This is a genomic window from Pseudarthrobacter sp. AG30, from assembly GCF_003116525.1.
Lineage (GTDB): Bacteria > Actinomycetota > Actinomycetes > Actinomycetales > Micrococcaceae > Arthrobacter.
Genome location: NZ_QEHL01000002.1, coordinates 194,729 through 208,572 on the forward strand (window position 1 = coordinate 194,729; position 13,844 = coordinate 208,572).

Here is a 13,844-nt window from a genome sequence, read left to right on the forward strand (position 1 = left end):
GGGCCGAAGGGTCAGCCGGGATCTGAGATGTCGGCGACTACGGCATCCAGGGCTGCGGTCAGCGAGTCGGCGTCAACGAACGCACTGTAGCCGTGGGCTCCGGCGCCCATGGAGATCCTGCGCCCGGTGATCGTGGCGTCGGCATAGACAGGCCATGCCGTGGTGCTGCCCAGCGGCGTGATGGTGCCACGCTCGTAGCCGGTCACTTCCAGGGCAACGTCTGCCGGTGGCAGCGAGAGCTTGTTGACGCCCAGCAGGGACCGGAGTTTCGGCCAGGAAATCTGCCGGTCGCCCGGAACCAGCGCGAACAGGAATGAACCGTCCTTGTGCTTGACCACCAGTGACTTCACAATGTCGGCCGGCGGGATGCCCAGGATATCGGCCGCTTCCGCGAGGCTGCGTGCCTGCGGACGTTCCACGACGTCAACGTGCAGGCCGCGCGCGGCGACGTCGGCCAGGAAACGTTCCCGCCCGACGCCGTCCGTTCCGTTTGCGGTCAGGCCCGCCATTAGTCGCGGTAGAGCAGGAGCGCTTCGCCCTGCCCCCCTCCGCCGCACAGTGCCACCGCGGCCTTGCCTGTACCGCGGCGCTTCAGCTCATGGGCGGCGTGCGCGGCCAGCCGCGCCCCGGAAGCCCCGATCGGATGTCCCAGGGCGATCGCCCCGCCATGGATGTTGCACTTTTCCAGGGGGTAGTCCAAATCCTTGAGCGACTGCACGGCAACGGAACCGAAGGCCTCGTTGATCTCGATGAAGTCCAGGTCGGCCGTGCCCCAGCCGGCTTTGCCGAGGGCATTCATGATCGCGTGCGAAGGCTGTGAATGCAGGGAGTTGTCCGGTCCGGCAACCTGGCCCGGCTTCCCGACGACGGCCAGGTACTCCAGGCCGTGTTCGTCGGCGTAGGCGCGGGAAGCGAGCACCAGTGCGGTGGCGCCGTCGGACAGGGGAGAAGAGTTGCCGGCCGTGATGGTTCCGTCCGTAACGAATGCGGCGCGCAGCCCGGCGAGCGACTCCACGGAGGTGTTGGGGCGCACGCCCTCGTCGGTGTCCACCACCAGTGGATCGCCCTTCCGCTGCTTCACGCTGACCGGGGCGATTTCGCCGTCGAACGTTCCGTTCTTTGCCGCGAGGGCCGCGCGTTGGTGGGACTGTGCGGCCACGTTGTCCTGGGAGGTCCGGTCGATGCCCAGGGTGAGGTTGCGCGTCTCGGTGGACAACCCCATGGACTCGCCGTCGAAGGCGTCGGTCAAACCGTCGTGGGCGGCTGCGTCCAGTGCCTGGATGGAGCCGTAGGTCCATCCCTGGCGGGACCCGGGGAGCAGGTGCGGTGCCCGGCTCATGGATTCCTGGCCGCCGGCCACCACCACGGCTGCTTCGCCGGCCCGGATCATGCGGGCGGCGTCGATCACGGCGGTGAGCCCGGAGAGGCATACCTTATTGACCGTCACGGCGGGGACGTTCCAGCCGATCCCGGCGCCGATGGAGCTTTGCCGCGCAGGGTTTTGGCCGGCACCCGCCTGCAGTACCTGGCCCATGATCACGGCTTCCACGTCGGCTGCATCAATGCCGCTGGCCGCCAAGGCAGCCCTGATGGCGTGGGCGCCGAGGTCCACCGCCGTCAGGCTGGACAGTTGGCCGTTGATGCGGCCCTGCGGGGTCCGCGCTGCTGCAAGGATGACAACGTCACTGTTGTCAGGAGAGTTGCCCATGGTCATCACTTTCAATCCGGTTCAGGTGTAAGCCACCAAGGCTATCGTGAGCCTGGTCACCCATATACTCAAACGCCGAATCGTCTGTGTGCATTCCGGCGTCCCGGTTGCGGCAGGAATCCTCCCCTCCGGGCGGGAGGCCGCGGCAGGCGGGGGAGAGGTCCCCATCCCGGCATTGTGCACGACGGCGGCGGCTTGCGTAGGGTGGTGGGCGAGGCTTTCCAGGGGGACACCGGTTCCGGGGCCGTGACGGACGGAGCGAGAACATGAAGACGACATTTGCCGCAGCAGCCCTTGCCGCCGTTGCCGCGCTCACCGGCTGCTCGGTATCGACACCGTCGCCGGCGGACTCAACTCAGCCGTCCGCTTCGCCCTCGGTCCGGTCCAGCGATGGCAGCACGCCCCGTGCGTCAGCAACGTCAACAGGCGCCGGCAACGCGGCTGCGGGTACCAAGGAAGCCTGTGAGCTCTTCAACACATTGTTCGCGGACTATGCTGCCGTTTCCCCCACCGATGCAAAAGGCTACGAGGACGTCTACCTGAAGGCCCAAGATGCCAAAGCCACGGTTTCCGGCGACCTTGAGGGACTCTTCGCCTCGCTCAGCCTGCTTGCGATCGACCACTCGGCTGCCGCTGAGTCCGGCGGCACGCCCGCCCAGGAGTCCAAGGACGCCGTGCGTGACGCCGTCTTCGCCAACTCGGGAACCTGCACGGCGGAAGGCGTCACGCTGCGCCTGTAGGGTGCCCGGTGCACAGCGTGAAACAGGTGCTTGCAATCCGGCCGGATGTGGGGTAGACACGTAGGTTGTTTTGCCGTATCGTAGATATTTGCGTCTTCCCTGTTTACCTTCAGCCTTCATATAGCGGTGGGCTTTGCCTGGCAGCTGGCAATAAACGTGCCGTGACAACGTCACAGCATCGTCAGCGCGGGTCCCGGGTCATATAGCGGAACCGGATGGTAGCGCTGCGGAGTCACTCCGCAGGGTGCACAGCGGGGGAGATCTGAAAACGCCTGAAGGTCTGTGGAAGGATCCCTCTTGGTCGCCTCGAGCACCTCTAATAACGAAACCGCTAACACCGCCGACAGCACTGATGGTGCCACTCGCCGGCTCTCATTCGCAAAGATTCACGAACCTCTTGACGTTCCGAATCTGCTTGCCCTGCAGACAGACAGCTTCGACTGGCTGGTCGGCAATGAGCGCTGGCAGGCACGCGTGGCAAAGGCTGTCGAAGAAAACGATCTCAGCGTCGCCACCACGTCCGGCCTGTCGGACATCTTTGAAGAGATCTCCCCGATTGAGGACTTCCAGGGCACCATGTCCCTGAGCTTCTCCGATCCGGAGTTCGCTGACCCCAAGTACACAATGGCCGAGTGTAAGGACCGGGACGCAACGTACTCGGCTCCGCTGTACGTGAAGGCCGAGTTCATGAACAACAACACGGGCGAAATCAAGCAGCAGACCGTGTTCATGGGCGACTTCCCGCTGATGACCGAGAAGGGTACCTTCGTGGTCAACGGCACCGAGCGTGTCGTCGTCTCACAGCTGGTCCGTTCGCCGGGCGCCTACTTCGAGCGCGCCGCTGACAAGACCAGCGACAAGGACATCTTCACCGCCAAGATCATCCCGTCCCGCGGTGCCTGGTTCGAGCTCGAGATCGACAAGCGCGACCAGGTAGGTGTCCGCCTCGACCGCAAGCGCAAGCAGTCCGTCACCGTCCTGCTGAAGGCCCTCGGCTGGACCGAAGGCCAGATCCTCGAAGAGTTCGGCCAGTACGACTCCATGCGGGCAACCCTGGAGAAGGACGCCACCGAGACCCGCGAAGACGCCCTGCTGGACATCTACCGCAAGCTGCGTCCGGGCGAGCCGCCCACCGTCGAGGCTGCCCAGTCCCTGCTGGACAACCTGTACTTCAACTCCAAGCGCTACGATCTGGCCAAGGTTGGCCGCTACAAGATCAACCGCAAGCTCGGCATCGACCGCTCCCTTGGCGACAAGGAAGCCTCGGTCCTGCACGTTGAAGACATCGTTGCCATGATCAAGTTCCTCGTCGCGCTGCACGCCGGCGAGAAGACCATCAAGGGCACCCGCGATGGCCAGGAAGTGGACCTGCGCGTCGAAATCGACGATATCGACCACTTCGGCAACCGCCGCATCCGCGCCGTCGGCGAGCTTATCGAGAACCAGGTCCGCACCGGCCTGTCCCGCATGGAGCGCGTCGTCCGCGAGCGTATGACCACCCAGGATGTCGAGGCCATCACGCCGCAGACCCTGATCAACATCCGCCCTGTGGTTGCAGCCATCAAGGAGTTCTTCGGAACGTCCCAGCTGTCCCAGTTCATGGACCAGAACAACCCGCTCTCGGGCCTGACCCACAAGCGCCGCCTGTCCGCGCTTGGCCCGGGTGGTCTGTCCCGTGACCGTGCCGGCATGGAAGTCCGTGACGTGCACCCGTCCCACTACGGACGTATGTGCCCCATCGAAACTCCTGAAGGCCCGAACATCGGCCTGATCGGTTCGCTGGCGTCCTACGGCCGGATCAACCCGTTCGGTTTCATCGAAACCCCGTACCGGCTGGTCAAGGACGGCGTCGTGTCCGACGACGTCCAGTACCTGACGGCCGACGACGAGGCCGAGGTGCTGATCGCGCAGGCCAACGCCCCGCTGGACGAGAACAACAAGTTCGCCGAGGACACTGTCCTGGTCCGTGCCCGTGGTGGTGGAGGCGAGCCCGTCCTGGTTCCCGCCGCCGACGTCGAGTTCATGGACGTCTCCCCGCGCCAGATGGTGTCCGTGGCAACCGCCCTGATTCCGTTCCTGGAGCACGACGACGCCAACCGTGCACTCATGGGTGCCAACATGCAGCGCCAGGCCGTGCCGCTGGTCCGTTCCGAGGCCCCGTTCGTGGGTACCGGCATGGAACGCGCCGCCGCCGTCGACGCAGGTGACGTTGTCATCGCCAAGAAGGCCGGTGTGGTCACCGAGGTTTCCGCCGAGCTCGTCATCATGCTCAACGACGACGGCACCGAGACTAACTACCGCATCAACAAGTTCGCCCGCTCCAACCAGGGCAACTGCTACAACCACCGCGTCCTGGTGAACGAAGGCCAGCGCCTGGAAGTCGGCGGCATCATCGCTGACGGCCCGGCAACGGACCAGGGTGAACTTGCGCTCGGCAAGAACCTGCTCGTGGCATTCATGTCCTGGGAAGGCCACAACTTCGAGGACGCCATCATCCTCTCGCAGCGCATCGTTGCCGAGGACGTCCTTTCCTCCATCCACATCGAGGAGCACGAGATCGATGCCCGCGACACCAAGCTTGGTGCCGAGGAGATCACCCGTGACATCCCCAACGTGTCCGAGGAAGTCCTGGCCGGCCTGGACGAGCGCGGCATCATCCACATCGGTGCCGAGGTTGAAGCAGGCGACATCCTGGTCGGTAAGGTCACCCCGAAGGGTGAAACCGAACTGACCCCGGAAGAGCGCCTGCTGCGCGCCATCTTCGGTGAGAAGTCACGCGAAGTGCGCGACACCTCCCTGAAGGTGCCGCACGGCGAGTCCGGCACCGTCATCGGCGTCCGCGTCTTCGACCGCGACAACGACGACGAGCTGCCCCCGGGCGTGAACCAGCTGGTCCGCGTCTACGTGGCCGCCAAGCGCAAGATCACCGACGGCGACAAGCTCGCCGGCCGCCACGGCAACAAGGGCGTTATCTCCAAGATCCTCCCGGTCGAGGACATGCCCTTCCTTGCCGACGGCACCCCCGTTGACATCGTCCTGAACCCGCTGGGTGTTCCGGGCCGCATGAACGTGGGCCAGGTGCTCGAAACGCACCTCGGCTGGGTTGCCAAGACCGGCTGGAAGATTGAAGGCGAGCCCGAGTGGGTCAAGCAGCTGCCGAACCTGCCGCGCGAGAGTGGCCCCACCACTGTTGCCACGCCGGTGTTCGACGGTGCCCGCGAGGAGGAAATTACGGGCCTGCTGGATTCCACCAACGTGACCCGTGACGGTGACCGCCTGATCAACTCCTCGGGCAAGACCCGCCTGTTTGACGGCCGCTCCGGCGAACCGTTCCCGGATCCGATCTCGGTCGGCTACATGTACATCCTGAAGCTCCACCACCTGGTGGACGACAAGATCCACGCGCGCTCCACCGGCCCGTACTCCATGATCACGCAGCAGCCGCTGGGTGGTAAGGCACAGTTCGGTGGCCAGCGCTTCGGTGAAATGGAAGTGTGGGCGCTCGAAGCTTATGGCGCCGCCTACACGCTCCAGGAGCTCCTCACGATCAAGTCGGATGACATCCACGGCCGCGTGAAGGTCTACGAAGCGATCGTCAAGGGCGAGAACATCCCCGAACCGGGTGTTCCCGAATCCTTCAAGGTCTTGATCAAGGAAATGCAGTCGCTGTGCCTGAACGTGGAAGTGCTTTCCACGGACGGAACCACAATTGAAATGCGTGACTCTGATGACGCAGTCTTCACGGCTGCGGAAGAACTGGGCATCGATCTGTCTCGCGCAGAGCCCAGCTCCGTAGAAGAGGTCTAGCAGGAGGCTGACGACGGCGGGTGACCACCCGCCGTCGTACGCCCCCTCCCTCCTCCCGCACCCAGGGCGCCCGGTGGTTGAGCTGTCGAAACCCCGGCGCCGTCAAGACTTCAGAATTTAGAGAACAAGAGAGAACAGGGACCATATGTCCAGCGAATCCTCCTTCGGCCTCATGCAGATCGGCCTCGCCACCGCGGAAGACATCCGCGGCTGGTCGTACGGCGAGGTTAAGAAGCCGGAAACCATCAACTACCGCACGCTCAAGCCCGAGAAGGACGGCCTCTTCTGCGAGAAGATCTTCGGCCCGTCCCGGGACTGGGAGTGCTACTGCGGCAAGTACAAGCGCGTGCGCTTCAAGGGCATCATCTGTGAGCGCTGTGGCGTCGAAGTCACCCGCGCCAAGGTCCGCCGTGAGCGCATGGGCCACATCGAGCTGGCCGCTCCCGTCACGCACATCTGGTACTTCAAGGGTGTTCCGTCCCGCCTGGGCTACCTCCTTGACCTGGCTCCGAAGGACCTCGAAAAGGTCATCTACTTCGCCGCCTACATGATCACCAGCGTCGACGAGGCCGCCCGCCACGAGGAACTGCCCAACCTGCAGGTTGAGCACGACATCGAGAAGAAGCAGCTGATCGACAACCGCGACGCCGACATCGCGGCGATCGCCCGCGACCTCGAAGGCGAAATCGCACGCCTCGAGGGCGAAGGCGCCAAGGCAGCTGACAAGAAGAAGGCCCGCGACTCCGCCGACCGCCAGATGGCCAACGTGCGCAAGCGCGCCGACGCCGACATCGAGCGCCTCGAGCAGGTCTGGGACCGCTTCAAGAACCTCAAGGTCGCGGACCTCGAAGGTGACGAAGGCCTGTACCGCGAACTGCGCGACCGCTACGGCATGTACTTCGAAGGCTCCATGGGTGCCGAGGCCATCAAGAAGCGTCTTGAGAACTTCGACATGCAGGCTGAGTCCGACCTGCTGCGCGACATCATCGCCAACGGCAAGGGCCAGCGCAAGACCCGCGCCCTCAAGCGCCTGAAGGTGGTCAACGCGTTCCTGACCACCAACAACAGCCCGCTCGGCATGGTGCTCGACGCCGTCCCGGTGATCCCGCCGGAACTGCGCCCGATGGTCCAGCTGGACGGTGGCCGCTTCGCGACCTCTGACCTGAACGACCTCTACCGCCGCGTGATCAACCGGAACAACCGCCTCAAGCGCCTGCTTGACCTTGGTGCTCCGGAGATCATCGTCAACAACGAGAAGCGCATGCTTCAGGAAGCTGTTGACAGCCTCTTCGACAACGGCCGCCGCGGCCGTCCGGTCACCGGACCGGGCAACCGTCCGCTGAAGTCCTTGAGCGACATGCTCAAGGGCAAGCAGGGCCGTTTCCGCCAGAACCTCCTCGGCAAGCGCGTCGACTACTCCGGCCGTTCGGTCATCGTCGTCGGCCCGCAGCTGAAGCTGCACCAGTGCGGCCTGCCCAAGCAGATGGCCCTGGAGCTCTTCAAGCCGTTCGTGATGAAGCGCCTGGTTGACCTCAACCACGCCCAGAACATCAAGTCGGCCAAGCGGATGGTGGAGCGCTACCGCCCGCAGGTCTGGGACGTTCTCGAAGAGATCATCACCGAACACCCGGTGCTGCTCAACCGTGCACCTACCCTGCACCGCCTGGGCATCCAGGCGTTCGAGCCGCAGCTTGTTGAAGGCAAGGCAATCCAGCTGCACCCGCTGGTTTGTGGCGCGTTCAACGCAGACTTCGACGGTGACCAGATGGCAGTCCACCTGCCGCTGAGCCCCGAGGCGCAGGCTGAGGCCCGCATCCTGATGCTGTCCTCGAACAACATCCTGAAGCCCTCCGACGGACGCCCGGTCACCCTGCCCTCGCAGGATATGATCATCGGCCTCTACCACCTGACCACCAAGCGCAAGGGTTCAGCCGGTGAAGGCCGCATCTTCGGTTCGGTTTCGGAAGCCATCATGGCGTTCGACGCCCGCGAGCTGCACCTGAACTCGCAGGTCAAGATCCGGCTCGAAGGCTTCGTGCCCTACGCCGGCTGGGAAGCTCCGGAAGGCTGGGAGCAGGGTCAGCCCGCTCTCGTCCAGACCTCCCTGGGCCAGGTCCTCTTCAACGAGACCCTGCCCGAGGACTACCCCTGGGTCGAGGCTGTTGCCGACAAGGGCGAGCTGTCCCGGATCGTCAACGACCTCGCCGAGCGCTACCCGAAGGTCGTCACCGCGGCAACGCTGGACAACCTGAAGGACGCCGGTTTCTACTGGGCCACCCGCTCAGGCGTCACGGTTGCCATCTCCGACATCGAGGTCCCGGCTGCCAAGCCGGAAATCCTTGCCGGTTACGAGGAACGGGCCGCCAAGATCCAGGGCCAGTACGACAAGGGCCTGATCGACGACGACGAGCGTCGCCAGGAACTGATCGAGATCTGGAACAAGGCCACCAACGACATCGCCTCGGTGATGCGCGAGAGCCTCTCACCGATGAACACCATCAACCGCATGGTGTCCTCCGGTGCACGTGGTAACTGGATGCAGGTCCGCCAGATCGCGGGTATCCGTGGCCTGGTGGCCAACCCGAAGGGTGAGATCATCCCGCGCCCCATCAAGTCCTCCTACCGTGAGGGCCTGTCGGTGCTGGAATATTTCATCGCCACGCACGGTGCCCGTAAGGGCCTGGCCGATACCGCCCTGCGTACCGCCAACTCGGGTTACCTGACCCGTCGCCTGGTGGACGTCTCGCAGGATGTCATCGTCCGTGAAGAAGACTGCGGCACCGAGCGCGGCTTGGTCACGCCCATCGCCGTCGCCGATTCCAACGGTGAGCTCGTCCTGGACGAGAACGTCGAGAACAGCGCCTACGCCCGTACGCTGGCCGTCGACGTCGTGGACTCCGAGGGCAATGTCCTCGCAGCCGCCGGCACCGACTGCGGCGACGTCGTCATCGCGGAACTCTTCAAGGCAGGCATCACCGAGGTCAAGGTCCGCTCGGTCCTCACCTGTGAGTCCAGCGTCGGCACCTGCGCCCTGTGCTACGGCCGTTCGCTGGCCACCGGCAAGACTGTGGACATCGGCGAGGCCGTGGGCATCATTGCCGCACAGTCCATCGGTGAACCCGGTACCCAGCTGACCATGCGTACGTTCCACACCGGTGGTGCAGTTTCCGCCGGCGGTGGCGACGACATCACCCAGGGTCTGCCCCGTATCCAGGAGCTCTTCGAAGCCCGTACTCCGAAGGGTGTCGCGCCGATTGCCGAAGCAGCCGGCCGCATCACCATCGAAGAGTCCGAGCGCCAGATGCGCCTGGTCATCACCCCGGATGACGGAACGGAAGAGATCGCTTACCCGGTCCTGCGCCGTTCACGCCTGCTCATCGAAGACGGTGACCACGTCACCGTTGGCCAGAAGCTGATCAACGGTCCCGTGGACCCCAAGCAGGTCCTGCGCATCATGGGTCCGCGTGCCGCCCAGAAGTTCCTGGTGGACGAGGTCCAGGGCGTCTACCGCAGCCAGGGCATCGGTATCCACGACAAGCACGTCGAGGTTATCGTCCGCCAGATGCTGCGGCGCGTCACGGTCATCGAGTCCGGTGAATCGGACTTGCTGCCCGGCGAGCTCGCCGAGCGGAGCCGGTTCGAGGAGGCCAACCGCCGCGTTGTGTCCGAGGGTAAGACTCCGGCTTCCGGACGTCCTGAGCTCATGGGCATCACCAAGGCGTCGCTGGCCACCGAGTCCTGGCTCTCGGCCGCTTCCTTCCAGGAGACCACCCGCGTCCTGACGCAGGCGGCCATGGAAGGCAAGAGCGATCCGCTGCTTGGCCTGAAGGAGAACGTCATCATCGGTAAGCTGATCCCCGCCGGCACGGGCCTCCCGCGCTACACGGAGGTCACGGTCGAGCCTACTGAAGAAGCGAAGGCCAACCTGTTCACCGGCCCCAGCGCATTCAGCGATTTCTCGTACGACACCCTGGGCGGTGACGGAGCTCCCGAGTTCCACGCCATCCCGCTGGATGACTACGACCTCGGCAACGACTTCCGCTAACCAGCAGAAGCCGGCTTAGCCGAAAGGGATGGTCCCGCACCGCACGGTGGGGGACCATCCCCCTTTAACCCGTCGATTAAGGCCTGGACACTGTCCGTGGTAGACTGGTTACCAATTGTTATTGTGGCAGTGGATGAGTGCGCCGGTATCAGCTGAAAGGCTGGACCAGAGCGACGTTTCCGGTTTGCAGGGTTCTTGTGCAACGTATGCCACATTTTTGCATGCCTAGGGACTGATGGGATCGCAAGCTCCTTCCCGGTATGCGATCCGACTATTAAAGGCTTCGCCTTCGCCGCCATGAAGATCCTCTTCAGGGCTCGGGCGGCGGGGCAACGCAACAAGAGAGTGGCCGGAAACAGCCACTCCGGATAAAACGGAGAACACGAGAGTGCCTACGATTAACCAGCTGGTCCGCAAGGGCCGCACGCCTAAGGTCTCAAAGACCAAGGCTCCCGCGCTTAAGGGCAGCCCCATGCGCCGCGGTGTTTGCACCCGCGTTTACACCACCACCCCGAAGAAGCCGAACTCGGCTCTGCGTAAGGTGGCGCGTGTTCGCCTCAATGGCGGCGTGGAAGTCACCGCCTACATCCCCGGTGTTGGCCACAACCTGCAGGAGCACTCCATTGTGCTCGTCCGCGGTGGTCGTGTTAAGGACCTCCCCGGTGTCCGCTACAAGATCGTCCGTGGCGCCCTTGATACCCAGGGCGTGAAGAACCGTAAGCAGGCCCGCAGCCGCTACGGCGCAAAGATGGAGAAGAAGTAATATGCCTCGCAAGGGTCCGGCCCCCAAGCGGCCGCTCGTTTCGGATCCGGTTTACGGCTCCCCGCTGGTAACCCAGCTCATCAACAAGGTGCTTGTTGACGGCAAGAAGTCCACTGCAGAGCGCATCGTCTACGGTGCCCTCGAAGGCGCGCGCGCCAAGTCCGGTGGCGACCCCGTCGCAGCGCTGAAGAAGGCCATGGACAACGTCAAGCCTTCGCTTGAAGTTCGCTCCCGCCGCGTCGGTGGCGCCACCTACCAGGTCCCGGTTGAGGTCAAGCCGGGCCGCTCCACCGCACTCGCCCTGCGCTGGCTGGTTGGCTACTCCAAGGCCCGCCGCGAAAAGACGATGACCGAGCGCCTCCAGAACGAAATCCTGGATGCGTCCAACGGTCTCGGTGCCGCTGTGAAGCGTCGCGAAGACACCCACAAGATGGCCGAGTCCAACAAGGCCTTCGCACACTACCGCTGGTAATACTCCCCGGGCGCCGCCGGCTCAACAGAGCCGGCGGCGAACGTGTAGTCCATCCCAAAAGGAGACCCCGTGGCACAGGACGTGCTTACCGACCTTAGTAAGGTCCGCAACATCGGCATCATGGCCCACATTGATGCCGGCAAGACCACCACAACCGAGCGCATCCTGTTCTACACGGGTGTGAACCACAAGATCGGCGAAACGCACGACGGCGCTTCGACCACTGACTGGATGGAACAGGAAAAGGAACGCGGCATCACCATCACGTCTGCCGCCGTGACCTGCTTCTGGGAGAACAACCAGATCAACATCATCGACACCCCCGGCCACGTTGACTTCACGGTTGAGGTTGAGCGCTCCCTGCGCGTCCTCGACGGTGCAGTTGCCGTCTTTGATGGCAAGGAAGGCGTTGAGCCGCAGTCGGAAACCGTTTGGCGCCAGGCTGACAAGTACAACGTTCCGCGTATTTGCTTCGTCAACAAGATGGACAAGCTCGGTGCTGACTTCTACTTCACCGTAGACACCATCATCAGCCGCCTCGGTGCCAAGCCGCTGGTCATGCAGCTGCCCATCGGTGCCGAGAACGACTTCATCGGCGTCGTCGACCTGCTTTACATGCGTGCCCTGGTTTGGCCGGGCGACGCCAAGGGCGACGTGACCATGGGTGCCAAGTACGAAATCCGCGAGATCCCTGCCGACCTGCAGGAAAAGGCTGAAGAGTACCGCGCGAACCTCGTTGAGACGGTCGCCGAGTCCTCTGAGGAACTCATGGAGAAGTACCTCGAGGGCGAAGAGATCTCGATCGACGAGCTCAAGGCCGGCATCCGCAAGATGACCATCAACTCCGAGCTGTACCCGATCTTCTGTGGCTCCGCCTTCAAGAACCGCGGCGTCCAGCCGATGCTCGATGCCGTGGTGGACTACCTGCCGAACCCGCTCGACGTCCCCCCGATGGTCGGCCACGATCCTCGCGACGAAGAGAAGGAACTGACCCGCAAGCCTTCCTCGGAAGAGCCCTTCTCGGCTCTGGCCTTCAAGATTGCGGCCCACCCCTTCTTCGGCCAGCTCACCTTCATCCGCGTGTACTCCGGTCACGTGGAAGCAGGCGCCCAGGTGGTCAACTCCACCAAGGGCAAGAAGGAGCGCATCGGCAAGCTGTTCCAGATGCACGCTAACAAGGAAATGCCCGTCGAGGGTGCTACCGCCGGCCACATCTATGCAGCCATCGGTCTGAAGGACACCACCACGGGCGACACCCTGTGCGATGCCAACAACCAGATCGTGCTCGAGTCCATGAGCTTCCCGGAGCCCGTGATCTCGGTTGCCATCGAGCCGAACACCAAGGGTGACCAGGAGAAGCTCTCCACGGCCATCCAGAAGCTCTCCGCTGAGGACCCCACCTTCCAGGTGTCCCTCAACGAAGACACCGGCCAGACCATCATCGCCGGCATGGGCGAGCTCCACCTGGACATCCTGGTGGACCGCATGCGCCGCGAATTCAAGGTCGAGGCCAACGTGGGCAAGCCCCAGGTTGCTTACCGCGAAACCATCAAGCGCGCCGTCGAACGCCACGACTACACGCACAAGAAGCAGACCGGTGGTTCGGGCCAGTTCGCAAAGATCCAGATCGCGATCGAGCCGCTGGACACCGCCGAGGGCGAGCTGTACGAGTTTGAGAACAAGGTCACCGGTGGCCGCGTTCCCCGCGAGTACATCCCGTCCGTTGACGCGGGCATCCAGGATGCGCTGAACGACGGCGTCCTGGCCGGCTACCCGGTTGTCGGCATCAAGGCCACGCTGATTGACGGCGCGTACCACGATGTTGACTCTTCGGAAATGGCGTTCAAGATCGCCGGCCGCATGGCTTTCAAGGAAGCTGCGCGCAAGGCGAACCCGGTTCTGCTTGAACCGCTGATGGATGTCGAGGTCCGCACCCCTGAGGAATACATGGGTGAAGTTATCGGTGACCTCAACTCCCGCCGTGGCCAGATGCAGTCCATGGAAGATGCACAGGGCGTCAAGGTCATCCGTGCGCACGTTCCGCTGTCCGGCATGTTCGGCTACATCGGTGACCTGCGCTCGAAGACCCAGGGCCGTGCTGTGTACTCCATGACGTTCAACAGCTACGCCGAGGTCCCGAAGGCAGTTGCCGACGAGATCATCCAGAAGACCCGCGGCGAGTAGTCCTTCGGACTTTTCGCAGCGAAAAACTCGGGTGCGCTTGCCGGTTACGGAAAGCACAGCCGGTGCAGGTGGCCGGGGCACGGTCGGATTCGTCCGGTCAAGCCGGTTCCCGGCCATCTGCACGA

At 63.8% G+C, this 13,844-nt stretch carries 8 protein-coding genes; 6 read left to right on the top strand and 2 right to left on the bottom strand.

Annotated elements, in window-relative coordinates; genetic code table 11:
- Nucleotides 1-11 precede the first annotated feature (11 nt).
- Together DC347_RS02625 and DC347_RS02630 are read right to left on the bottom strand one after the other, a co-directional pair.
- Nucleotides 12-509 carry an aminoacyl-tRNA deacylase gene (locus DC347_RS02625; RefSeq protein WP_109044353.1) on the bottom strand — a complete coding sequence of 166 codons (498 nt, stop codon included), beginning with the start codon at nucleotides 507-509 and terminating at the stop codon, nucleotides 12-14.
- Nucleotides 509-1,708, bottom strand: a complete 1,200-nt coding sequence (locus tag DC347_RS02630; protein ID WP_026264303.1) for an acetyl-CoA C-acetyltransferase — start codon at nucleotides 1,706-1,708, stop codon at nucleotides 509-511. Before DC347_RS02630 ends, DC347_RS02625 begins: the two co-directional genes overlap by 1 nt.
- Before the next feature lie 266 nt (nucleotides 1,709-1,974).
- On the opposite strand from DC347_RS02630, the gene DC347_RS02635 reads away from it, so the two are divergent.
- From DC347_RS02635 to fusA, 6 genes are all read left to right on the top strand, one after another.
- The gene (locus DC347_RS02635; RefSeq protein WP_018760464.1) at nucleotides 1,975-2,448 is read left to right on the top strand and encodes a hypothetical protein; all 474 of its coding nucleotides are present in this window, start codon (nucleotides 1,975-1,977) and stop codon (nucleotides 2,446-2,448) included.
- 297 nt (nucleotides 2,449-2,745) lie between these two features.
- Nucleotides 2,746-6,255 (top strand): DNA-directed RNA polymerase subunit beta, encoded by a 3,510-nt coding sequence (rpoB, locus tag DC347_RS02640; protein WP_018760463.1) that lies wholly within the window; start codon nucleotides 2,746-2,748, stop codon nucleotides 6,253-6,255.
- Between the two features lie 145 nt (nucleotides 6,256-6,400).
- The gene (locus tag DC347_RS02645) at nucleotides 6,401-10,300 is read left to right on the top strand and encodes a DNA-directed RNA polymerase subunit beta' (protein WP_018760462.1); all 3,900 of its coding nucleotides are present in this window, start codon (nucleotides 6,401-6,403) and stop codon (nucleotides 10,298-10,300) included.
- A 388-nt stretch (nucleotides 10,301-10,688) separates the two neighbouring features.
- On the top strand, nucleotides 10,689-11,063 hold the full coding sequence (gene rpsL, locus DC347_RS02650) for a 30S ribosomal protein S12 (RefSeq protein WP_009358312.1): 375 nt from the start codon (nucleotides 10,689-10,691) through the stop codon (nucleotides 11,061-11,063).
- 1 nt (nucleotide 11,064) lies between these two features.
- Nucleotides 11,065-11,535 carry a 30S ribosomal protein S7 gene (gene rpsG / locus DC347_RS02655; protein ID WP_003803829.1) on the top strand — a complete coding sequence of 157 codons (471 nt, stop codon included), beginning with the start codon at nucleotides 11,065-11,067 and terminating at the stop codon, nucleotides 11,533-11,535.
- Nucleotides 11,536-11,604: 69 nt separating this feature from the next.
- Nucleotides 11,605-13,719 (top strand): elongation factor G, encoded by a 2,115-nt coding sequence (gene fusA, locus DC347_RS02660; RefSeq protein ID WP_018760461.1) that lies wholly within the window; start codon nucleotides 11,605-11,607, stop codon nucleotides 13,717-13,719.
- Nucleotides 13,720-13,844 lie beyond the last annotated feature (125 nt).